23 protein-coding genes are annotated in these 20,526 nt (G+C 53.5%); 15 read left to right on the forward strand and 8 right to left on the reverse strand.

Translation table 11 applies throughout. From position 1 onward, the window contains the following. The first annotated feature begins 92 nt into the window (after nt 1–92). From fabD to AC6I9Z_RS11000, 7 genes are all read left to right on the forward strand, one after another. Nucleotides 93–1,028 carry an ACP S-malonyltransferase gene (fabD, locus tag AC6I9Z_RS10970; protein ID WP_461455875.1) on the forward strand — a complete coding sequence of 312 codons (936 nt, stop codon included), beginning with the start codon at nt 93–95 and terminating at the stop codon, nt 1,026–1,028. Nucleotides 1,029–1,060: 32 nt separating this feature from the next. After that, a complete protein-coding gene (gene fabG / locus AC6I9Z_RS10975) occupies nt 1,061–1,804 on the forward strand; it encodes a 3-oxoacyl-[acyl-carrier-protein] reductase (protein ID WP_109357091.1) in 744 nt (247 codons plus the stop codon). 12 nt (nt 1,805–1,816) lie between these two features. Further along, nucleotides 1,817–2,353 carry a hypothetical protein gene (locus AC6I9Z_RS10980; protein WP_461455876.1) on the forward strand — a complete coding sequence of 179 codons (537 nt, stop codon included), beginning with the start codon at nt 1,817–1,819 and terminating at the stop codon, nt 2,351–2,353. Between the two features lie 108 nt (nt 2,354–2,461). Further along, nucleotides 2,462–2,698, forward strand: a complete 237-nt coding sequence (locus AC6I9Z_RS10985) for an acyl carrier protein (RefSeq protein WP_074205387.1) — start codon at nt 2,462–2,464, stop codon at nt 2,696–2,698. 155 nt (nt 2,699–2,853) lie between these two features. Beyond that, nucleotides 2,854–4,110 (forward strand): beta-ketoacyl-ACP synthase II, encoded by a 1,257-nt coding sequence (fabF, locus tag AC6I9Z_RS10990; RefSeq protein WP_461455877.1) that lies wholly within the window; start codon nt 2,854–2,856, stop codon nt 4,108–4,110. Between the two features lie 7 nt (nt 4,111–4,117). Further along, on the forward strand, nt 4,118–5,089 hold the full coding sequence (gene mltG, locus AC6I9Z_RS10995; protein ID WP_461455878.1) for an endolytic transglycosylase MltG: 972 nt from the start codon (nt 4,118–4,120) through the stop codon (nt 5,087–5,089). A 6-nt stretch (nt 5,090–5,095) separates the two neighbouring features. Then, nucleotides 5,096–5,524: a hypothetical protein gene (locus AC6I9Z_RS11000; RefSeq protein ID WP_461455879.1), complete on the forward strand. Its 429-nt coding sequence runs from the start codon at nt 5,096–5,098 to the stop codon at nt 5,522–5,524. A gap of 26 nt (nt 5,525–5,550) precedes the next feature. On the opposite strand, the gene AC6I9Z_RS11005 is transcribed toward AC6I9Z_RS11000, so the two are convergent. Both AC6I9Z_RS11005 and leuA read right to left on the reverse strand, forming a co-directional pair. After that, the gene (locus AC6I9Z_RS11005) at nt 5,551–6,522 is read right to left on the reverse strand and encodes an NAD(P)H-dependent flavin oxidoreductase (RefSeq protein ID WP_461455880.1); all 972 of its coding nucleotides are present in this window, start codon (nt 6,520–6,522) and stop codon (nt 5,551–5,553) included. 104 nt (nt 6,523–6,626) lie between these two features. After that, the gene (leuA, locus tag AC6I9Z_RS11010; RefSeq protein ID WP_461455881.1) at nt 6,627–8,285 is read right to left on the reverse strand and encodes a 2-isopropylmalate synthase; all 1,659 of its coding nucleotides are present in this window, start codon (nt 8,283–8,285) and stop codon (nt 6,627–6,629) included. Nucleotides 8,286–8,625: 340 nt separating this feature from the next. Here leuA and AC6I9Z_RS11015 point away from each other — a divergent pair, with 340 nt between their 5' ends. The 4 genes from AC6I9Z_RS11015 (at nt 8,626) to AC6I9Z_RS11030 (ending at nt 10,614) form a co-directional block, all read left to right on the forward strand. Beyond that, nucleotides 8,626–9,111 carry a YHS domain-containing (seleno)protein gene (locus tag AC6I9Z_RS11015; RefSeq protein WP_461455882.1) on the forward strand — a complete coding sequence of 162 codons (486 nt, stop codon included), beginning with the start codon at nt 8,626–8,628 and terminating at the stop codon, nt 9,109–9,111. 61 nt (nt 9,112–9,172) lie between these two features. Further along, on the forward strand, nt 9,173–9,475 hold the full coding sequence (locus tag AC6I9Z_RS11020; protein WP_461455883.1) for a hypothetical protein: 303 nt from the start codon (nt 9,173–9,175) through the stop codon (nt 9,473–9,475). A 78-nt stretch (nt 9,476–9,553) separates the two neighbouring features. Next, complete coding sequence (locus AC6I9Z_RS11025; RefSeq protein ID WP_461455884.1) at nt 9,554–10,093, forward strand: YHS domain-containing (seleno)protein; 540 nt, start codon at nt 9,554–9,556, stop codon at nt 10,091–10,093. Between the two features lie 122 nt (nt 10,094–10,215). Then, a complete protein-coding gene (locus tag AC6I9Z_RS11030; protein ID WP_461455885.1) occupies nt 10,216–10,614 on the forward strand; it encodes a BLUF domain-containing protein in 399 nt (132 codons plus the stop codon). Between the two features lie 44 nt (nt 10,615–10,658). Here the strand turns inward: AC6I9Z_RS11030 and ilvC are convergent, their stop codons facing one another. The 5 genes from ilvC to miaA all read right to left on the reverse strand — a co-directional run bounded on the left by ilvC (nt 10,659) and on the right by miaA (nt 15,400). Further along, complete coding sequence (gene ilvC / locus AC6I9Z_RS11035) at nt 10,659–11,678, reverse strand: ketol-acid reductoisomerase (protein ID WP_461455886.1); 1,020 nt, start codon at nt 11,676–11,678, stop codon at nt 10,659–10,661. Nucleotides 11,679–11,687: 9 nt separating this feature from the next. Then, a complete protein-coding gene (locus AC6I9Z_RS11040; RefSeq protein ID WP_461455887.1) occupies nt 11,688–12,065 on the reverse strand; it encodes a hypothetical protein in 378 nt (125 codons plus the stop codon). After that, the gene (gene ilvN / locus AC6I9Z_RS11045) at nt 12,062–12,577 is read right to left on the reverse strand and encodes an acetolactate synthase small subunit (protein ID WP_461455888.1); all 516 of its coding nucleotides are present in this window, start codon (nt 12,575–12,577) and stop codon (nt 12,062–12,064) included. The genes AC6I9Z_RS11040 and ilvN overlap by 4 nt, the downstream gene beginning before the upstream one ends. Beyond that, nucleotides 12,577–14,322, reverse strand: a complete 1,746-nt coding sequence (locus AC6I9Z_RS11050; RefSeq protein WP_461455889.1) for an acetolactate synthase 3 large subunit — start codon at nt 14,320–14,322, stop codon at nt 12,577–12,579. Before AC6I9Z_RS11050 ends, ilvN begins: the two co-directional genes overlap by 1 nt. A gap of 148 nt (nt 14,323–14,470) precedes the next feature. After that, on the reverse strand, nt 14,471–15,400 hold the full coding sequence (gene miaA / locus AC6I9Z_RS11055; RefSeq protein ID WP_461455890.1) for a tRNA (adenosine(37)-N6)-dimethylallyltransferase MiaA: 930 nt from the start codon (nt 15,398–15,400) through the stop codon (nt 14,471–14,473). Between miaA and serB the strand changes: the two genes are divergently transcribed. Continuing rightward, the gene (gene serB, locus AC6I9Z_RS11060; RefSeq protein ID WP_461455891.1) at nt 15,393–16,274 is read left to right on the forward strand and encodes a phosphoserine phosphatase SerB; all 882 of its coding nucleotides are present in this window, start codon (nt 15,393–15,395) and stop codon (nt 16,272–16,274) included. The genes miaA and serB overlap by 8 nt on opposite strands. Before the next feature lie 19 nt (nt 16,275–16,293). Here the strand turns inward: serB and AC6I9Z_RS11065 are convergent, their stop codons facing one another. After that, the gene (locus AC6I9Z_RS11065) at nt 16,294–17,331 is read right to left on the reverse strand and encodes an SPOR domain-containing protein (protein ID WP_461455892.1); all 1,038 of its coding nucleotides are present in this window, start codon (nt 17,329–17,331) and stop codon (nt 16,294–16,296) included. 263 nt (nt 17,332–17,594) lie between these two features. Between AC6I9Z_RS11065 and AC6I9Z_RS11070 the strand changes: the two genes are divergently transcribed. Genes AC6I9Z_RS11070 through AC6I9Z_RS11080 form a run of 3 tightly spaced genes read left to right on the forward strand, consistent with a single transcriptional unit; the run spans nt 17,595 to nt 20,506 of the window. Further along, nucleotides 17,595–18,317 (forward strand): AAA family ATPase, encoded by a 723-nt coding sequence (locus AC6I9Z_RS11070; protein WP_109357076.1) that lies wholly within the window; start codon nt 17,595–17,597, stop codon nt 18,315–18,317. A 17-nt stretch (nt 18,318–18,334) separates the two neighbouring features. After that, the gene (locus AC6I9Z_RS11075; RefSeq protein WP_461455893.1) at nt 18,335–19,039 is read left to right on the forward strand and encodes a hypothetical protein; all 705 of its coding nucleotides are present in this window, start codon (nt 18,335–18,337) and stop codon (nt 19,037–19,039) included. A gap of 36 nt (nt 19,040–19,075) precedes the next feature. Further along, the gene (locus tag AC6I9Z_RS11080; protein ID WP_461455894.1) at nt 19,076–20,506 is read left to right on the forward strand and encodes an SPOR domain-containing protein; all 1,431 of its coding nucleotides are present in this window, start codon (nt 19,076–19,078) and stop codon (nt 20,504–20,506) included. Nucleotides 20,507–20,526: the final 20 nt, after the last annotated feature.

Below are 20,526 nucleotides of genomic sequence, written 5' to 3' on the forward strand. Positions count from 1 at the left end.
AATAGTTCTGGCGATTTACGTCGTGATACTTGCATGCGAGGTCATTCCCTCTTACCTGCGGCTACAGCAAAACAAATCCATAAGGGGTCAGTATGAGGGCGTTTATTTTTCCAGGACAGGGCAGCCAGGCGGTTGGCATGGGCAAGGCGCTTGCCGAAGCTAGCAACACGGCGCGTGAAGTTTTTCAGGAAGTCGATCATGCGCTTGAGCAGAATCTGTTCCAGTTGATGTGCGAAGGGCCGGAAGATGAATTGACCCTGACGGAAAATGCACAGCCGGCGATTATGGCCAATGCGATCGCGACCATGCGCGTGATGGAAAAAGAGGGTGGCAAGTCGCTTGCTGACCTATGCTCCTATGTTGCTGGTCATAGTCTGGGCGAATATACCGCGCTTTGCGCCGCGGGCGCGCTGAACCTTACAACAACCGCCGAATTGCTTAAACTGCGCGGCCAGTCCATGCAAAAGGCGGTGCCGGTAGGTGAGGGCGGGATGGCCGCTCTGCTGGGCGCAGATATCAAAAAAGCCGCTGGTCTGGCGAAGGCCGCAGCGCAAGGTGATGTGTGTACCGTGGCAAACGACAATGATCCGACACAGGTCGTCATTTCCGGGCACATGGGGGCTATTGAACGCGCCATCGCGTTAGTAAAAGAGCATGAAATTAAACGCGGTGTATTGCTGCCGGTATCGGCACCGTTTCACTGTTCACTGATGCAACCCGCGGCGGAAGCCATGGAAGGGGCACTGGCCGAGGCCAGCATATTGCCACCCGCTGTACCGGTTTTTGCCAATGTCACTGCCGATGCAGTGAGCGATACGGATGAAATCCGCCAGTTGCTAGTTCAGCAGGTCACCGGAACGGTCCGCTGGCGCGAATCCGTTTTGAACCTGTCCGAGGCAGGCATAGAACAGTTTGTTGAATTTGGCGGCAAGGTGCTTGGCGGTATGGTGAAACGGATCAACAAGGAGGTCCAGACAACCAGCCTGATTTCAATGGATGATATTGAAGCTTTTCTGGCTTCGGTCTAAACGCGCTGCCTATATTAAAGACAGGAACAAAAATGTTTGATCTCACAGGAATGACTGCGCTGGTAACTGGGGCTTCGGGCGGAATTGGGTCCGCGATTGCCAAATCTCTGGCAGCCCGTGGCGCGACGATTGCCTTGTCCGGCACGCGCAAATTGACATTGATGGATCTGATTCCGGAATTGGAAGGGGAGGGACATGTTGTGATCCCGTGCAACCTGTCCGATGCCGAGGAAGTGAATGAGCTTGTCCCCCAGGTGATTGAAAAGCTTGGTAAACTCGACATATTGGTCAACAATGCCGGGATCACCCGTGACGGGCTGGTCATGCGCATGTCGGATGATGATTGGTCAGACGTACTGAATGTCAATCTGGAATCGGCTTTCCGTCTGGCCCGTGCTGCGGCGCGGCCGATGATGAAGGCGCGCCATGGACGGATAATCTCGATTACATCGGTTGTTGGTGCCACTGGCAATCCAGGGCAGGTCAACTATGTCGCGTCCAAGGCCGGACTGGTTGGCATGTCCAAGGCACTGGCCCAGGAATTGGCGTCGCGCGGGATAACTGTAAACTGTGTCGCTCCCGGTTTCATTGCCACGCCGATGACGGAAGCTCTGACAGACACCCAGAAAGAAGAGATAAACCGCAAAATTCCGGCGGGAAAAATGGGTGCGGGCGAAGATATCGGTGCGGCGGTGACCTATCTGGCCAGCAACGAGGCTTCTTATGTCACTGGTCAGACGCTGCATGTCAACGGCGGCATGGCGATGATCAGCTAACGGGCGTTTCAGATGCTCTCCACTTTATTGCTGCTGGCAATGGCCACAAACCCCGGGCCATCCCTGCCGACGGATGGATTGCTGACCATTGAAAATCTCGATTGTGTGAGCAAGAAAGTCTCGGCCGATCAGGCGCAGACTTATTTTGCGATGGCGCGCAAAGGGGAGGAAGTCGACGCCTTTCAATCAGCAAACAAACTAACCGACAACTGTCAGGCTGAGCATGGCTGGACCGATATCCAGACGCGCAGCGCGTTTCGGATTTCTTTGATGGAAGGATGGTTGTTGCAAGAAGGTCTGATCGAAAAAATTCAGAATTTGGGCGATTTCAAGCCATTTCTCGACCAATATTATCGCGATAATGTGAAACCAACCGGGCGCTATATGCTGGAAGATGTTTTTCTATCCGGCAAAATGGATAAAGATTTGACCGCAGCAGGCTACCCGGAAGACAAGGAATTGCGTGAATTGGCCTATAATTATTGGGAATGGCGCGGCGCTCTATTTGGTATCGAGGAAGATTTTCGGAACGGTGAACTGCGACAATAGCGTGTAATGTTATGCATACATTCACAAAGCCGCGCTTGCCCTCTTGCAAGCGGCGCGCCATGCCACTAGGACAAAATGGAAATTAATACCAAAGAAGAAGGAACTCTCATGAGTGAGACTGCAGACCGCGTAAAAAAGATTGTTGTTGAGCATCTCGGCGTTGAAGCCGACAAGGTGACCGAAGAAGCGGCATTCATCGATGATCTGGGCGCTGACAGCCTCGACATTGTTGAGCTTGTGATGGCTTTTGAAGAAGAATTCAGCGTTGAAATTCCTGACGATGCAGCTGAAAAAATCGCAACGGTCAAAGATGCGATTGATTTCATCGATAACAATAAGGGCTAATTGATTTTGGAATGCAGCCTGATATCCGGGCTGCTATTCCGGGGCCAATGATCGCTAAATAATTACAAAGCGGCTCACCGGCCTGGGATGCATTTCCTGAACCGGTGGCCGCTTTTGAATTGGGGCTTAAGCAAGCCTGAAATAAGGAGCATAAAATGCGTCGTGTTGTAGTGACCGGACTGGGTTTGGTAACGCCTCTTGGAGGAGATGTCGAAACAAGCTGGGGCAATATTCTTGCTTCAAAATCCGGCGCCGGAAAAATCACACGCTTTGATGCTTCTGACCAGAAATGTCATATCGCCTGTGAAGTCAAACCGGCTGATCATGAATATGGCTTTGATCCCAATTTGCGTGTCGACCACAAGGTCCAGCGTCAGGTTGACCCTTTCATTGTTTATGGCATTGATGCAGCGGGACAGGCATTGGAAGATGCGGGTCTTACCGAGCTGAGCGATGAAGAGAAGCTGCGCACCGGTTGTTCCATCGGCTCCGGCATTGGCGGTCTTCCTGGTATCGAGAAAGAATCACTGGTTCTCAACGAGCGTGGACCTGGACGGGTTAGCCCTCACTTTGTTCACGGACGGCTGATTAATCTGATTTCCGGTCAGGTTTCGATTAAATATGGCCTTATGGGTCCCAATCACGCGGTTGTGACGGCGTGTTCCACTGGCGCACACAGCATTGGTGATGCAGCGAGGATGATTGCTCTGGATGATGCGGACATCATGCTGGCTGGTGGTGCCGAGGCAACGATTTGCCCGATTGGTATTGCCGGTTTTGCGCAAGCGAAAGCATTGTCCACCAAACGTAATGATGACCCGACCGCTGCGTCGCGGCCCTATGATAAAGACCGTGACGGCTTTGTTATGGGTGAGGGCGCGGGCGTTGTTGTTCTGGAGGAATATGAACGAGCCAAGGCACGCGGCGCGAATATCTATGCCGAAGTGGTAGGCTATGGCCTCTCTGGTGATGCTCATCACGTAACCGCACCGCATCCCGATGGTGTCGGTGCCTATCGCTCAATGGAAATGGCGCTCAAGCGCTCTGGCCTGACCACGGCGGATATTGATTATGTCAATGCGCATGGCACCTCGACCATGGCGGATGTCCTGGAACTGGCCGCCGTACGCCGTCTGTTCGGCGATGACATTGCGACCATGTCGATGAGCTCGACCAAGTCGGCCATCGGCCATTTGCTGGGCGGTGCTGGTGCGGTGGAGGCGATATTCTCTATACTGGCGCTGCGTGACCAAACTGTACCACCGACGTTGAATTTGGATGATCCGGAAGACAGCTGCGAAGGCGTTGATCTGGTGCCGCATGTGGCCAGAAAACGGGAAGTGAAAGCGGTTCTCAGCAACAGCTTCGGCTTTGGCGGAACCAATGCCAGCGTCATTATGAAGGCGGTATAGCACCACCATGCGGCGCTTCGGTTGCCTCATCCTTGTTATCGCCACGGTCATTGTCGGCTTGGTAGCTGGTAACTTCATCTATAGCTGGACCGCCTCCGGACCATTGGAGCAGGAACGGACATTTATTGTTCAGTCAGGTTCCAGTCTCGGCATGGCGGCCAGGGCACTTGAGGAAGATGGCGTCATCAAGTCCGCCGATGCTTTTCTGAATCGCGCCAAGATTTTCGGTGGATCGGAACCGATCAAGGCGGGTGAGTTTGTTATTCCCGCAGGCGCAAGTAATGCGACGATATTGGGCATTCTGCAAGGCGGGAAAACAGTGCAACGGCTGATCACGATACCGGAAGGCACGCCCTCGATCATCGTTCATGAAAAATTGATGGCGGAAAAACTGCTGACCGGAGATATCCCGGTACCGGAAGAAGGCTCGTTGCTGCCGGACAGCTATAGTTTTGAGCGTGGGGAAAGCCGTGCGGCGGTTGTCGCTCGGATGCAAAAGGCGATGACGGATACGATTGCCGAATTGTGGCCCAAGAAAACCGCAGCCAGCGTTGTTAAAACACCTGAAGAAGCCGTCATCCTTGCGGCAATTGTCGAGAAGGAAACGGCTCTGGCCCGCGAACGGCGGACCGTTGCGGCTGTCTATAGCAACCGGATCAATCGCAACATGATGCTTCAGGCCGACCCAACAATCATCTATCCGATCACCAAGGGCAAGCCGCTGGGACGGCGCATAAGACAGTCCGAAATCGCGGCAGTGAATGACTATAATACCTATTCGATGGTTGGCCTGCCCAAGGGGCCTATTGCCAATCCCGGACGCGCTTCCATCGAGGCGGTGCTTGACCCGGCAGACAGCGATTATCTCTTCTTTGTCGCGGACGGCAAAGGCGGGCATGTTTTTGCCAAAACACTGGCCGAGCATAATGCCAATGTCGAAAAATGGTTCGCCATCCGCCGCGAACGGGGCGAGATGTAGGCGGCTATGGCTAGTCTTGCGATCAACAGCCTTATGGCGTCAATGCTGGCTTTGTCCGGTCCGCAAACGTCCGACAAGGCCGAAGACGGTGTAGCGCAAACCGCACCTGAAGAGCGCGGTACCGATGCATCACAAAAACTGCTGGGACGCTATTATCTGCGCGGCGTGATGGAAACCGCTTCCGGCCTGCAATTGTCAGATGATGGCAGTTTTCAATGGTATTTGAGCGTTGGAGCCTTGGACATAATTTCTGGCGGCAGCTGGAGCGTTCAGGATGGGCAGGTGACTCTGATATATGATCCGCCAGAAAAGGATGCGCGTTATGATCCTATTGGGACCGTGATCATGAAGATCGACGGAGAAAACCTTGTTCCGCCTGCAAAAATGGGCCGAGGCATCTATGTGAAAGCGAAGCCTCGACCGGATCGCGAGTAGAACTCAAACTACGATCAGGCTAATGATCAGTAGTTGAACCGGGTTTTCAAACTATCCCGCGCTTCCTGATATTCAGCAATCAACCGGTCGACCATATCTTGTACGGAACGGACTTCATCAATCGCACCAATGCCCTGACCACTGCCCCAGATATCTTTCCAGGCCTTCTTTTCGGTATTGCCACCGGAACCGAAGTTCATGGTCTTGTAATCGCCTTGTGGCAGATCATCCGGATCAAGACCGGCATTTTCGATCGAACCACGCAGGTAATTTCCGCTAACGCCGGTAAACAGGTCGGAATAGACGATATCCTTGGCACGGCCTTCAACAATGCCGTCTTTATAGCCTTGATCGGCATTGGCTTCCTTGGTCGCGATAAAAGCGGAGCCCATATAACCAAGGTCCGCGCCCATAGCCTGAGCGCCCAGAATGGATGCGCCGCAACCGATAGAGCCAGAAAGGGCAACAGGGCCGTCAAACCACTGGCGAATTTCCTGCATCAACGCGAAAGGAGAAATGACCCCAGCATGGCCGCCAGCACCGGCCGCAACGGGAATCAGGCCATCGGCGCCTTTTTCAATCGCTTTATGGGCAAAGCGGTCGTTGATAATGTCATGCATGGTGATGCCGCCCCAATCATGGACAGCGGTATTCAAATCCTCGATGGCGCCGAGAGATGTAATGATCAGCGGCACCTTCCACTTGGCGCAGGTCGCCATATCCTGATCGAGCCGATCATTGGACTTGTGGACAATCTGGTTCACGGCAAAGGGCGCCGCTGGCTTGTCCGGATTGTCCCGGTTCCATGCGGCAAGCTCTTCGGTAATCTGGTGCATCCACTCATCGAGCAGACTTTGCGGCCGTGCGTTGAGGGCAGGGAAGGACCCGACTATTCCGGCTTTACACTGCGCAATGACCAGTTCCGGTCCCGATACGATAAACAAAGGTGAACCGATGAGCGGCAGGCGAAGATTGTCGAAAATGGCAGGTAAAGTCATAAGGTCCCCAATTAAAAAGACTAAACAGAAAAGCTTAGAAACCCGCCATACCGCAAGCGGCAGCGGATTCCACTGTTATTTTAACCGATTGCTTAATTCGGGCGCTAAATCCTGTTTACCGCGCTTAGCAACGCTTCTACCGAGGCTCTGGCAACATCGCTATTGATACCGACACCATAGAATTCACGGCCGTCACCGGTCTTGCATTCGACATAGGCAGCTGCCTGTGCGTCTTTGCCTGAACCCAGCGCATGTTCCTGATAGTCCATGATCTCCAGTGTAATGCCAAGCGAAGAGGCGAGGGCATCGACCACACTCGATATCAGACCATTGCCGCGACCACTGACGGACGTCTCGCCATCGGGGCCTTTGATCTTTCCGACAAATATGCGTTCGCCGCCGGTCTGGCTCTCCTGATAGTCGATCAGGCTGTATTGGCCGCCGCCATCGAGATGATAGCGTTTCTGGAATGCACCCCAGATATCTTCTGCAGACAGTTCCCGGCTTGTCTCGTCGGCCAGTTCCTGCACTGTGCGGCTGAAATTGGCCTGCAGACGTTTGGGCAGCTTGAGCCCGTAATCTTGCTCCAATATCCAGGCGATACCGCCTTTGCCGGACTGGCTGTTGACGCGGATCACAGCTTCATAGTCGCGGCCAATATCCCGCGGGTCGATCGGCAAATAAGGGACATTCCAAAGTTCGTCATTGCGCTGGTCCTGTGCTGCAAAACCCTTTTTGATCGCGTCCTGATGGGAACCGGAAAAAGCGGTGAAGACCAGTTCACCGGCATAGGGATGGCGTTCCGGAACCGGCAGCTGGTTGCAATATTCAACCGTATTGACGATTTCATCCATGTTGGAAAAATCAAGTTTGGGATCAACGCCTTGCGTGTACATATTGAGGCCCAGCGTCACCAGATCGACATTGCCGGTACGCTCACCATTTCCAAACAAACAGCCTTCGACACGGTCAGCACCCGCCATCAGGCCAAGTTCCGATGCCGCAATGCCCGAGCCTCGGTCGTTATGTGTGTGCAGACTGATGACTACATGATCACGCTTGCTGATATGCTTGCACATCCATTCCACCTGATCTGCGTAGATATTCGGCGTTGAAGCCTCGACTGTCGCTGGCAGGTTAAGGATCAGCGGTTTTTCTGCTGTTGGCTCGATAATTTCCATCACCGTTTCACAGACTTCCAGGCTGAATTCAATTTCGGCTGTGGAGAAGGTTTCCGGCGAATATTCGAAATGCCAGTCGGTATCAGGATATTTTTCTGCCTGTTCGCGCAAGATCGTTGCGCCTTCTTTGGCAATATCCTTCACGCCGTCTTTGCCTAGCTTGAATACAACATCACGCCATGCCGGTGAGACCGCATTATAAAGATGGACAATGGCCTGCTTGGCTCCTTCCAGGCTGGCAAAACTGGTTTCGATCAGGTCGCGACGGGACTGGGTCAGTACCTGCACCATCACGTCGTCGGGAATGCTGCCTGACTTGACCAGGCCGCTGATGAAATCAAAGTCAGTGGCGCCAGCGGATGGAAAGCCGACCTCAATTTCCTTGATTCCGATTTTGACGAGCAGATCAAAGAAGCGCTGTTTCTTTTGCGCATCCATCGGATCAATAAGTGCCTGATTGCCGTCTCGCAGATCGGTGGAGAGCCAGCGCGGTGCCTTGTCAATGGTGCGGGAAGGCCATTGCCGGTCCGGCAAATCAATCTGGCGAAAGGGGCGGTATTTTTGAGATGGAACAGGATGCATGGTCGATACTCTTATGCTGCAAGCGATTTCACGCAAGGCGGAAATGGCTAATTAATTTCAATTTTCTGGAAAAATAATCCCTTAGACGGGGCCGCTGCATCGAGCAGCAGCACAGCTACGCCTAAGGGCGCATAAGTCGGTGTAGCTCTAGGTTTGAGGCACATCTCATGCTGATCTTCATATCTGGTGCGGTGCAAAAATCAACCATGCCGGTGAATTTATTTTGCGGGAAGTGAAACCTTTTTGCTCCGCTCGTCGAAACCATCCACGAGCATGACGGCTCAACGAAATTATTTTTACCCTGAATCACAAGAACTTAAACCTTATCAAGGAACTGAAAATGAAAAATCTTATTGTGCCATTGGCACTTGCACTAGCAGCAACCACCGGAACATTCGCGCTGCCGATTGATGCGGCCATCGCTGGCCCGACTTACACAGGCGTTAAGGGCGGAAACACTGCCGTAGGTGGTTATGACGTGACGTCTTACTTCACTGGCAACGGTGTTCCGGAAAAAGGAAGCAAGGCGCACAAAGTAACTTACAAAGGCGCTGACTATTTCTTCAGCAACGCCGCCAACGCCAGGAAGTTCAAGGAAAAGCCGGCACAATTTGCGCCGCAATATGGCGGCCATTGTGCCTGGGCCATGTCCCGCGGTTCGCTCGCTCCCGGTGATCCGCTTGTTTATAAAGTGGTCGATGGCAAGCTCTATCTCAACGTCAACAAACAGGTTCAGAAGACCTGGCTGACCGACGTTGCCGGTTTTATCAAGAAAGCTGACATCAACTGGCCGAAATTCCCGGACGACGCCAAATTCGGCGGCTAATCCGGTTCCCCTATTCGTCACGTAACTTTTTAGCTTAAACACTTACGACAAAGGAAACATCATGAATAATCAACGCAAACTCTCCGCAATGCTGGCTGTCATGGGCGGCCTGTCCCTGGCAACACCTTCGGCAGCTCTTGCCACCTGTACGGCAGCTGCTCCAGTCGCCCAACCAGCCTGTGGCGCATGTGCAGCAGCATGTGCGGCAACCGGTGGAGCTTGTGCCGCCGCCGCATGCGGTGCCTGCGCCGCCGCGGACTGCGCGGCTGCCGCTTGTGCCGCAGGATGTGCTGCCGATGCCGCAGCCTGCGCTGCTCAACCCGCTGCTTGCGGCGCCTGTGCCGCGGCCTGTGCACCCCAATAAAGAATAGTGGTTTGAGGGGGTTAGCTTGTGCTAGGACGCCAGTTCCCCCTCAAGCGGATTACCTAAAGGAATTCACAAATGAACAAGACATTTTTAGCAGCAATCATGATGGCCACATTGCCAATCGCCTGCTCCGCTCCTTCGTCTGAAACGGCAGAAACAACGGAAACGGCTGAAGCCACAGTTATCGAAGTCTCCGATGATATGAAATTGCCTGTTTTCACCGGTCCTGCCGGATCTGAAAATGTGGCGGTAAGCGGCTATGACACTGTCAGCTATTTTGAAGGCGACGGTGTGCCCGTTGAAGGCAGCAAGGAGCATCGCGTCAGATATAATGGCGTTGAATATCACTTCGCTTCAGCCGAAAATGCGTCTAAATTTCAGGCTGAACCTGCAAAGTTTGCCCCGCAATATGGGGGACACTGTGCCTGGGCGGCCTCCCGCGGCAAGCTCGCATCCGGTGATCCGAAACTCTATGCAGTTGTCGACGGTAAGCTCTATCTGAACTTCAATCAAAAGGTTCAGGATACCTGGAACGAGGATATTCCCGGTTTTATCGAGAAAGCCGACAAGGAATTCCCGAAGATTCCAGCGGATGCCCGTTACGACGACGCTTAAGTCCGGCTCAGGTATCGATCAGGGCGGTGGAACACGGTTCTGCCGCCCTTTTTTGATACATAGGCAAAAATTAACCGGGATCGGATAAGACTGCGTCTTTCAAGCGTTTGCAAGGTGCAAGAATGTACAGACTTGTCTATATCAGCACACCAAAGCCGGATATCACTCCGGCAGAAATGACAGATATTGTGCGGGTCGGGCGGCGGAACAACATCAAGAACGGCATAACCGGCCTTCTAATTCAGGATAGACGGCGCTTTCTCCAGTATCTGGAGGGGGAGGCAGAGCAGGTCGAAGAGACCTTTGCCCGGATATCCGCTGACAGACGCCATTCCGCTATAATCCAGCTAAAAAATGGCTATATCGGGCGGCGCCAGTTTCCCAAATGGGAAATGGCTTCGAAATATGTGGATGGTGACGCCAGCCTGCTATCCGCCGTCAAGGAACTGGTAAGTGACTGCGACCGTGACGTGGCAAATGAACTGATGAGCTTTGCCGAAGCCCGGGACCGCGCCGCGTAGCCTCTTCGAAGCTGACATCGGCACGGCCTTGTATTTTCTTAGGCTTAGTTCTTTTCTTTATCTACCAACTGGTTGGCACCAATCCATGGCATCATGGCGCGAAGCTCGGCACCGGTTTTCTCGATTGGATGTGCTTCGGCCTGTTTCCGAGCCGCTTTCAATTCCGGTTGGCCAGCGCGGTTGTCGAGAACGAAGTCCTTGACGAAACGGCCCGATTGAATGTCGGCCAATACCCGCTTCATTTCGGCTTTTGTCTCATCAGTGATGATCCGCGGACCGGTAGTTATATCGCCATATTCGGCTGTGTTGGAAATGGAGTAGCGCATGTTGGCAATGCCGCCTTCATAGAGCAGGTCGACGATCAGCTTGGTCTCGTGCAGACATTCGAAATAGGCCATTTCCGGCGCATAACCGGCTTCGGTCAGTGTCTCGAAGCCCGCCTGAATCAAATGGGTGATCCCGCCGCAAAGTACGGCCTGTTCACCGAACAGGTCTGTTTCGCATTCTTCACGGAAGTTGGTTTCGATAATGCCCGAACGACCGCCACCGACACCGGAAGCATAGGCGAGTGCGACGTCATGGGCGTTGCCGCTCTTGTCGGCATGGATGGCTACCAGGCAGGGGACACCGCCGCCACGCTGATATTCACTGCGCACCGTATGGCCAGGGCCCTTTGGTGCAATCATGATGACGTCAAGGTCTTCGCGTGGCTCAATCAGTCCGAAATGAACATTAAGGCCATGCGCGAAGGCCAGGGCAGCGCCCGGCTTCATATTCTCATGATAATCGGCAGCATAGATAGCGGCCTGATGCTCATCAGGCGCGAGGATCATGACGATGTCGGCCCAGGCGGCGGCGTCGGCATTGCTGAGCACCTTGAAATCGGCGCTTTCTGCCTTTTTCGCCGTTGCGGATCCTTCACGCAGGGCAATAGCGACCTCTTTGACGCCGCTGTCACGCAGGTTCTGCGCGTGGGCATGGCCCTGGCTGCCATAGCCGACAATCGCGATTTTCTTGTCCTTGATGAGACTTAGGTCGGCATCTGCGTCATAATAGACTTTCATTTTCTTTCCTTATATTCGAATAATTAAAGCAGTGAGTGTGATGATTCCGATGCTGGACAAGAGGATCCAACCGGGATGTTTGAACTTCGCCAGAACGGCGTTGGCGACACCAAGTCCGATGAAAGTGACAGCTGTTACTATCAGCTGCAGGTCATTGCCAACGGCAAGACCGCCTGCGGTCATCGCCAGATATAGAGCAATGAGCAGAAGCAGGGCGGTCGTCGAATGCCAGCCGAACAGAATGATTGCGCGCCACGTGGGATTGGACAAGATTTCGCTTTTTCCCATCAGCAAGGGGCCTATCAGACGCCTTTGACCTGCGACCGAATGGAAAAATGCGAGAACCACTATCAAGCCTGCCGCAATAAAGAGCAGCATTTCGCTCATGCCGCATCCAGTCCCCGACCGATGGCGACAACGCCGGTTCTGCCAACTTCGACAAGGCCGACTTCGCGCATCAGGGCAACGAATGTCTGAATTTTATCTGGCGCGCCGGTAATTTCGAAAACAAAGCTTTCGGTTGTCGCGTCGACCACCCTGGCCCGATAAACATCGGCGAGACGCATTGCTTCGATCCGGTTTTCGCCTTTTCCAGCCACTTTTACGAGAGCAAGCTCACGTTGCACATGCGGGCCGGCTTCGGTCAGGTCGCGGACACTGTGCACCGGCACCAACCGGTCAAGTTGGGCAATGATCTGCTCAATCACATGCGGCGGACCGTTTGTAGCGATGGTTATCCGGCTGATCGCATGATCGGCGCTGATATCGGCCACGGTCAGGCTTTCAATATTATAGCCGCGCGCGGTGAACATCCCCGCGATGCGCGCCAAAATACCTGCTTCATTGTCAACCAGCACGGCCAGGACATGGCGTTCGACTTTTTCTTCCTTGATATGCATTAAACAAGCGCCTTTGCGTTATCATCCATCGTGCCTTTGACGTCCTCTGGCGTCAGCAACATCTCAGTATGGGCGGCTCCAGATGGTATCATCGGGAAGCAATTGGCCAGTTTCGCAACGCGGCAATCGACCAGTACCGGGCCATCGGTTTCAATCATCTTGTTGATTCCGGCCTCCAGATCGGAAGGGTCCTTGATCAATATACCGGTCCAGCCATAGCTTTCAGCCAACTTGATAAAGTCTGGCAGACTATCGCTATAACTATTTGAATAACGGCTTTCATAGGTCAGTTCCTGCCATTGGCGGACCATGCCCATATATTCGTTGTTCAATATGAAAATCTTGACCGGCAGGCGGTATTGGCTGGCCGTACCCAGCTCCTGAATATTCATCTGGATGGACGCTTCGCCGGCAATATCGATCACCAGTGCATCAGGATCACCCAGCTGCGCACCAATAGCAGCAGGTAGACCGTAACCCATAGTGCCCAGGCCACCACTGGTCAGCCATTTATTGGGTTTCTCAAAATCAAAATGCTGCGCAGCCCACATTTGGTGCTGGCCGACTTCGGTGGTGATGATCGGGTCGCCCTCATGCGTGGCTTCCCACAGCTTGCGGATAGCCTCTTGCGGCATGATTTCGGTCTTGCTTTCAGGATAAGCAAGACAGTTGGTTGCACGCCATCCTTTGATCCGCGCCCACCATTCCTCATAGTCCGGAGCGTTAAATTTGCGCCCTTTCAGGACAGCAAGCAGTTGCTCCATAACACGTCCGACATCACCGATAACTGGCAGATCGACTCGGATTGTCTTGTTGACCGAAGATCGGTCAATATCGACATGGATTTTCTTGCTATTGGGCGAGAATGCATCAATCCGGCCTGTAATACGATCATCAAAGCGCGCGCCGAGACAAACCACCAAGTCAGCGCGGTTCATCGCCATATTGGCTTCAAACGTACCATGCATGCCCAGCATCCCGAGCCATTGTTCAGAAGAAGCTGGAAAAGCGCCAAGCCCCATCAGAGTTGACGTGACGGGTGCACCCAGCAATTCCGCCAACTGGCAAAGGGTTTCGCTCGCTTTCGGGCCGCTGTTGATAATGCCACCGCCGGTATACAGTATCGGCGCCTTGGCTTGCATGATCATCTCAGCAGCCTCGTTTATGGCTTTGAAATCACCATCAATTTGTGGCTGATAACGGGGGTTTATCTTTCCGTTATGTGAGCGGAATTCGGCCTCCGCGACCTGAACATTTTTGGGAATGTCGACCACAACCGGGCCCGGACGGCCTTGGGTGGCGATATGAAAAGCTTCTGTCAGAACGCCAGCAAGGTCAGATGGTTGCTTTACCAGATAATTGTGCTTCGTGCAGTGCCGGGTAATGCCAACCGTATCGGCTTCCTGAAAAGCATCGGAACCGATGAGATTTGTCGCAACCTGACCGGTGATGACAACCATCGGGATGGAATCCATCAACGCATCGGTAATCCCCGTAACCGCGTTGGTTGCGCCGGGACCGGATGTGACCAGAACAACACCGGGTTTGCCGGTCGAGCGGGCATAGCCTTCCGCCGCATGGGTCGCCGCCTGTTCATGGCGGACCAATATGTGCTTGATTTTGGGATGATCATAGAGCGCATCGTAAATTGGCAGCACAGCGCCGCCGGGATAGCCAAATACGGTGTCGACACCCAGATCGAGCAGGGTTTGAACCAATATTTCTGCACCGCTTTTTTCGGCCACTTTAAGCTCCATAATCATTGTTAAGCCCGCAACAGGCGGGCGTTTGATAGGCGATGCTGCACTGCAAGGCAATCTACAAGATTGGGCACAGCATCCGTTCGAACTGGGCGGCGCTACATATTTATATATATTATGTCAAGGCCAATTATTATAATAAAATAACAATATCATCGATATTATCATTATTTATGATCTCTTGAAAGCGAGGCCAATCGTCGGGGCATTGATTACGGAACCAGGTATACTGACGCTTGGCATATTGCCGTGTGGCGGCCATGGCCCGGGTCTTCGCCTCTTCAAGATTTATTTCGCCATCGAGCCAGGCGCCGATCTCCGGCACACCAATGGCGCGCATGATCGGGCAATCGTCTGATAAATCTCTCTTTAGAAGCGCTGTAACTTCTTCTTTGGCGCCATTATCGAGCATGTTCTGAAACCGCCGATCACAGCGTTCGTAAAGCCATTCGCGAGGTGGCAGCAGAACCAGCGGGTGCAGATTGATCTCGTCAGCTATTCCGCCGGCCATATGAGCGTGCCAGTGTCCCATAGTTTTTCCGGATGACCGAACAACTTCCAGCGCACGCATGATGCGGCTCGAATCCCTCGCGTTCAAACGCTGTGCAGACGCCGAATCTTCTTTTTGGAGGGCGGCATAGGCGTCAGCAATGTCCATTTGACGCACCTTCTCACGGACAGCGGAGTCGATTTCGGGTATCGGTGCGATCCCGTTCAGCAATGTGCGGACATAGAGACCGGTGCCGCCAACCAGTATCGGTAATATGTCGTGGTCATGAGCCGAAGCTATTTCGGTCTTCGCATCATTGGCCCAGCGCGCCGCAGAACAAGTCTCGGCTCCATCTATGTAACCATAAAGCCGGTGATCGATCCTGCCCATTTCCTGCTCATCAGGCCGCGCGCTCAGAACCTGTAGATCGGCATAAACCTGAGCGCTGTCAGCATTGATGATCACAGAGGGTTGCTTTTTGGCCAGCTCCAGTGCCAAGGCGGATTTGCCGCTGGCCGTAGGACCAACGATCAGTGCAACATCTTTCTTGTCTTTCGGAGAATATATGCTCATCGCCACGCTAATAGCAGCAGATCAGCTGCAAAAGGGAGAGCTAAGTTCTGCCGCAGACCGATTGACGGACGCTGGCGGGAAAATCTCCCGGATCAGCGATATTATTGACGGCAAAGCAGCGGATATTTTCCTCGAGGGTGAGCTGGCGACTTCACGGGATGTCCTGTCGGCCGAAAGTGCCGCAATAGATTTTGTCGTTCAGCCGTCTGAACATCGCGAGAAAAAACTGCTGATATCCGACATGGACAGCACGATGATCACGGTCGAGTGCATAGATGAACTCGCCGGCTATGCGGGGATCAAGGATCAGATCGCGGAGATTACCGAACGTGCTATGCTCGGCGAGCTGGATTTTGAAGAGGCATTGCGGGGCAGGGTCGCGCTACTCGCTGGCCTGGACATTTCGGCGATTGACCGATGCCTTGCTGAAAAAGTCGAAATCATGCCGGGGGCCGAGACCCTCGTAAAGACTATGGCCGCGCGTGGAACGAAGACCATATTGGTTTCTGGCGGTTTCACCCGATTTGCTGATCCGGTGGCCCGCAAAATCGGATTTTCTGTCGCAGAAGCGAACATATTGGCAGAAGCGGACGGGATTTTGACCGGAAAGCTGACCGGTGCAATTGTCGATGCGCAAAGAAAAGCGGAATTGCTAAAGCAGAGCGCAAAATCCGCAGGACTGTCTCTCGATCAATGCATGGCCGTGGGGGACGGCGCCAATGATATTCCGATGATCGCATTGGCCGGAATGGGTGTGGCCTATCGTGCCAAACCAAAAGCTGCGCAAGCCGCTGATGCAGCGATCAAACATAATGATCTTAGAGCCCTGCTATACATACAGGGCATCGGCTCTCAACATTGGATGAACGACTAGGCCGCTCTACCGAGCCCCATTATCGTGACTTTACAATGCAATCGTTGCCGGATGCCTTGACACTTCCGCAAACCTTGCTCGCTTGTGCCTTGGTGGCAAAGGGACCCGCTTGCAATCGCGTGATCGAGCCGGCTGCAACCAGATAGGGCTGCAAATTGTTCAGGGCAGAAACCCGTTTCTCCAGATTGTTCCATAGTGCCTTGGCCTTGTTCTGGTCGCCAAAAGCACCCAGTTGAACGCGCCAATTGCCGGTTGCTGCCGTGCGAACGGGGGCAGGGGCCGGTGCCGGAGCAGGCTTAGCCACTGGCGGTGCTTTAACGGGTGCTGGAGCCGGAGGCGTTGCAACTGGTGGCGGAGCGACAGGTTTCGGCGCCGGAGTCGGAACCGGAGCAACAGCTTTCGATGCGGGTAATTGTGCGGTCTGTATCGCGCCACTGGATGGCGTTGCTCTCAAACCACCGACCTGTGCAGTCCGGACGCGTTTTTCATTCTCTTCCATCTGGCTGGCCAGTTCAATGGCCCGGCGGCGCTTGTCGAGGGGAATATATTTGTCCATCTGCGCCATATTGGAAGTCGCCTGTGGCAATCCGGCGGCAGAAGCGCGGGTCATCAGGGCATAAGCCCTGATCCAGTCTTTTTCGACAAAATCGCCATTGAAGTGCCCGGTACCCAATACATATTGCGCACGCGGTTCGCCGCGGTTGGCTGACGCCTGCAGATAGGGCAGGGCCTCTTTCCGGCGCTGGTTCTGAAAAAGGATCAGGCCATAATTGTCACTGGCTTGCAAATGGCCCTGGTCGGCCGCACGTTTATAAAATTGTTCGGCTTTGGCCAGGTCCATGGGTACGCCGCGCCCAAGCTTGTAGGCCTGACCCATATTAAACTGCGCATCGGCGTCGCCTGCGCTGGCAGGTCCACGCCATTCGGCAACAGCGGCTTTATAGTCGCCGCGTCCCCAGGCATCGACACCGTCTTTTACATCGGCCAATGCGGGCGTGCCGAATCCGAAAACCGCAGATGCAATTAAGATACGGCGCGCTATCTTGGAATTTTTCATGTGATCAGGCCCTCGGTATTCAAATTGCTGACAGTCATCTTATGCGTAATTTGTCCTTAACGCCAATTTGCAAATTATTCGTAACCTTAAACCAAAAATCTGACCGGTGACTGAATCGAAATCTAACGCCGTGTAAAATAATTTTCCCGCGCAAAAAAACATCACGCGTTTGTTAACCCTATTTTAGCCCTGTTCTGTCAGAGAAGGCGATGAATGAATTTCAGACGTCCTGATCAACACGTGATGATACTAAGGGGAATAGAGTGCGAGTTCTAGCAATGGCATCCCAAAAAGGTGGTTCCGGCAAAACAACTTTGTCGGGTCACCTGGCCGTACAAGCCCAACTGGCCGGAGCCGGCCCGGTTGTCCTGATCGATATCGATCCACAAGGTTCTTTGGCCGATTGGTGGAACGAACGCGAAGCGGAACTGCCTGCTTTTGCGCAGACCACTGTATCTCGCCTCGCTGCCGATCTGGCGATCTTGCGGCAACAGGGCTTCAAACTGGCAGTGATTGACACCCCGCCAGCCATTACCATGGCAATTCAGTCTGTCATCTCCGTGGCTGAACTTATTGTTATACCAACGCGTCCCAGTCCGCATGATCTGCGCGCTGTGGGTGCAACCGTCGATCTGTGTGAACGTGCCGGCAAACCACTATTGTTTGTCGTGAACGGCGCAACGCCGAAAGCAAAAATCACTTCGGAAGCAGCTGTCGCGCTGTCTCAGCACGGGACGGTTGCCCCGATTACCGTGCATCACCGGACAGACTTTGCCGGATCGATGATCGACGGCCGTACCGTTATGGAAGTTGATCCCGATGGACGCTCTTCTCAGGAAATCCAGCAGCTGTGGGGTTATATTTCCGACCGTCTCGAGAAGAATTTCCGCCGCACCGTATTTTCATCACCTGCCATGGCGCCGACAACCAATGTCGGAGTTCCTCGGCCCGGAAGCAATTTCGGTCGCCGGGTCATCGGGTCCTAATGGGAGGAGCAGAGAATATGAGCGAACCTAAACCATTAGCATCCCTGTCATCTTCCTTGCTGGCACGCAAAGGCGGCGCCAAGCCTGCCATGCGGCGTCAAGGAATGGCATTTCCAACTCAGTCTGATCATGAAAATGAAGACCTGGGGTGGAATGACATGGGTTATGACACCAATCCTGATCATGAAGCAGGCCAATCGGACACGAACGGACCTGTCGATGCGGATCAGTATCATTACAATCCTTTGGCAGGAGCGATTCCCGAGGTTGTTCCGGCGGTTAAGAAACAGCAAGAAGAAATTGCTGCGAAGTTGAGCCAGCAGCCGCAACGCGAAGAGCAAGTTGCAGCAGAACCCGAACAGAAGGTCGAGCCTGTTAAAAAGGAACAGGCGGTTCCTGTTCCCCTCTCTATTTCCCGCGAAGTGGCACCGGTTGCTGAAAATTCCAGCATCGGAGTTGCTCCACCTGCGCGTAAGAAGGCAAATCCTGCCAAGTCCGCAGTCAAAACACGTCGTCCGGCACAAAAGTCGCGAACACGGAAAGCCAAGGCTGCGTTTACCTTAAGGTTGGACGCTGACAGGCACCTGAAACTGCGGTTGGCGACGGCTGTGAAGAATGTTTCGGCACAGCAGTTGGTAACCAAAGCCGTGGACGAATATTTGAGGTCTATCCCCGAACTTGACGACTTGGCAGAGCGCATTCCGTCACGCGGCGCTGCTTAAAATAACGATACAGAATTTAATTGCGAGGGCATTGATATGAAACGCGATACGATATTGAAACTGGCCGCTTCGACTATGGTCATTTCGACAACTCTGACCGGTTGCGGTCCTTTCGGAGGTGGTTCTGTCGCATCTTCATCGAGCAAACCTGCTACGGTAAAAGATGGCGCAAAATACGCCAAAAAAGCTGAAAAGGCTCTCCGTAAAGGCCAGGTCGAAAAAGCGATTGCCTATGCAGAGCGGTCCGTTGCCGGTGTGGGCAGTGACCCGGAGACACGAGCGTTGCTTGGTCAGTCTTACCTGGCCGCCGGTCGTTTCCATTCTGCGGAGCGCAGTTTTCTTGATGCCATGGAACTGGGTAAGAGAGATGCACGCACGATCTTGAGCCTGAGCCTGTCACAACTGGGCCAGGGAAAAGCCAATAAGGCGAAACAATTGATCGAGAATAACCGGCAATTCATTCCAACGGCAGACTATGGTCTGGCTTTGGCTCTGGCCGGTGATTCCAAAGGCGCAATTGCCGAGCTCGAGCAAGCCATTCGTAGCTCTAACGTTACCGGTCGTACCCGCCAGAATCTGGGATTGGCCTATGCTCTGGACGGTCGGTGGAAAGAAGCAAAATTGATGGCAATGCAGGATATGACACCTGCCACTGTCGATAACCGCATCATGCAATGGGCACAAATGGCTCGTCCGGGTGCTTATGAAGTGCGCGTAGCGTCCTTGCTCAATGTTCAGCCAGTTGCCAATGATCCGGGTCAACCTATTCGTCTCGCACTGAATGCTGCTCCTGTTGTTCCCGTTGTTGCTGCGGCGACGCCAGCCGAAGATTATAGCCGGGAAGTTGCCAGTTTCGATTCTGAAACGCCGCTTCCAGCTGTCGGTCCAGCACCTGTGGCAGACTCCGACGTCGACTTCATGGCCAAGGAAAATAACGTTAAAGTGACAAAAGTCGCAGTTCCTGCAAGCAAACCTGCCGAGGAAAAGAAAGCTGCTAAATCTGCCGCACCAGCTCCGGAAAAAACCTTCATTGTTGAAGGCTCGGACGCACCGGTACCGGTCAAAAAAGCAACGCCTGTTTCGACGGCTGCGGAGCAAGTTATTGCCGCGGTACAGCCAGTGTTGCAAAAAGTGGCTTTCACACCGCGTGCCCGAGCCATCTCCAATGGCAAGCATTTGGTGCAGCTCGGCGTATTCTCTTCACCTGAAAATGTGAAGCGCGCCTGGGGCATTTTGTCGTCGAAAAATAAAGACCTGGCGGCGTTCCAATATGCAAGCTCGCCGATCCAGCGCAATGGCAAGACGCTTTATCGTCTGGCTGCGATGGGCTTCGGCAATGAACAGGCAGCCAAGGACATGTGTGTCGGCATTAAAGCCAAGGGCGGCGCATGTATTGTTCGCAACGTTGAAAAAGTGCGTCCGACACAAATGGCTAGCAAGGCACCGCAAAAGCTCGCCGCACGCTAAAAATAACCAAACCAACATCT

The organism is Parasphingorhabdus sp., assembly GCF_059726685.1.

What these genes read in the sequence shown, in the direction of transcription:
- AC6I9Z_RS11065 (WP_461455892.1), bottom strand. Translation starts at nt 17,331, where the DNA reads ATGAAAAATTCCAAGATAGCGCGCCGTATCTTAATTGCATCTGCGGTT.
- AC6I9Z_RS11005 (WP_461455880.1), bottom strand. Translation starts at nt 6,522, where the DNA reads ATGACTTTACCTGCCATTTTCGACAATCTTCGCCTGCCGCTCATCGGT.
- fabF (WP_461455877.1), top strand. Translation starts at nt 2,854, where the DNA reads ATGCGTCGTGTTGTAGTGACCGGACTGGGTTTGGTAACGCCTCTTGGA.
- miaA (WP_461455890.1), bottom strand. Translation starts at nt 15,400, where the DNA reads ATGAGCATATATTCTCCGAAAGACAAGAAAGATGTTGCACTGATCGTT.
- fabD (WP_461455875.1), top strand. Translation starts at nt 93, where the DNA reads ATGAGGGCGTTTATTTTTCCAGGACAGGGCAGCCAGGCGGTTGGCATG.
- AC6I9Z_RS11000 (WP_461455879.1), top strand. Translation starts at nt 5,096, where the DNA reads ATGGCTAGTCTTGCGATCAACAGCCTTATGGCGTCAATGCTGGCTTTG.
- serB (WP_461455891.1), top strand. Translation starts at nt 15,393, where the DNA reads ATGCTCATCGCCACGCTAATAGCAGCAGATCAGCTGCAAAAGGGAGAG.
- AC6I9Z_RS11040 (WP_461455887.1), bottom strand. Translation starts at nt 12,065, where the DNA reads ATGAGCGAAATGCTGCTCTTTATTGCGGCAGGCTTGATAGTGGTTCTC.
- AC6I9Z_RS10980 (WP_461455876.1), top strand. Translation starts at nt 1,817, where the DNA reads ATGCTCTCCACTTTATTGCTGCTGGCAATGGCCACAAACCCCGGGCCA.
- AC6I9Z_RS11020 (WP_461455883.1), top strand. Translation starts at nt 9,173, where the DNA reads ATGAATAATCAACGCAAACTCTCCGCAATGCTGGCTGTCATGGGCGGC.
- AC6I9Z_RS11080 (WP_461455894.1), top strand. Translation starts at nt 19,076, where the DNA reads ATGAAACGCGATACGATATTGAAACTGGCCGCTTCGACTATGGTCATT.
- mltG (WP_461455878.1), top strand. Translation starts at nt 4,118, where the DNA reads ATGCGGCGCTTCGGTTGCCTCATCCTTGTTATCGCCACGGTCATTGTC.
- fabG (WP_109357091.1), top strand. Translation starts at nt 1,061, where the DNA reads ATGTTTGATCTCACAGGAATGACTGCGCTGGTAACTGGGGCTTCGGGC.
- ilvN (WP_461455888.1), bottom strand. Translation starts at nt 12,577, where the DNA reads ATGCATATCAAGGAAGAAAAAGTCGAACGCCATGTCCTGGCCGTGCTG.
- leuA (WP_461455881.1), bottom strand. Translation starts at nt 8,285, where the DNA reads ATGCATCCTGTTCCATCTCAAAAATACCGCCCCTTTCGCCAGATTGAT.
- AC6I9Z_RS11025 (WP_461455884.1), top strand. Translation starts at nt 9,554, where the DNA reads ATGAACAAGACATTTTTAGCAGCAATCATGATGGCCACATTGCCAATC.
- ilvC (WP_461455886.1), bottom strand. Translation starts at nt 11,678, where the DNA reads ATGAAAGTCTATTATGACGCAGATGCCGACCTAAGTCTCATCAAGGAC.
- AC6I9Z_RS11030 (WP_461455885.1), top strand. Translation starts at nt 10,216, where the DNA reads ATGTACAGACTTGTCTATATCAGCACACCAAAGCCGGATATCACTCCG.
- AC6I9Z_RS10985 (WP_074205387.1), top strand. Translation starts at nt 2,462, where the DNA reads ATGAGTGAGACTGCAGACCGCGTAAAAAAGATTGTTGTTGAGCATCTC.
- AC6I9Z_RS11075 (WP_461455893.1), top strand. Translation starts at nt 18,335, where the DNA reads ATGAGCGAACCTAAACCATTAGCATCCCTGTCATCTTCCTTGCTGGCA.
- AC6I9Z_RS11015 (WP_461455882.1), top strand. Translation starts at nt 8,626, where the DNA reads ATGAAAAATCTTATTGTGCCATTGGCACTTGCACTAGCAGCAACCACC.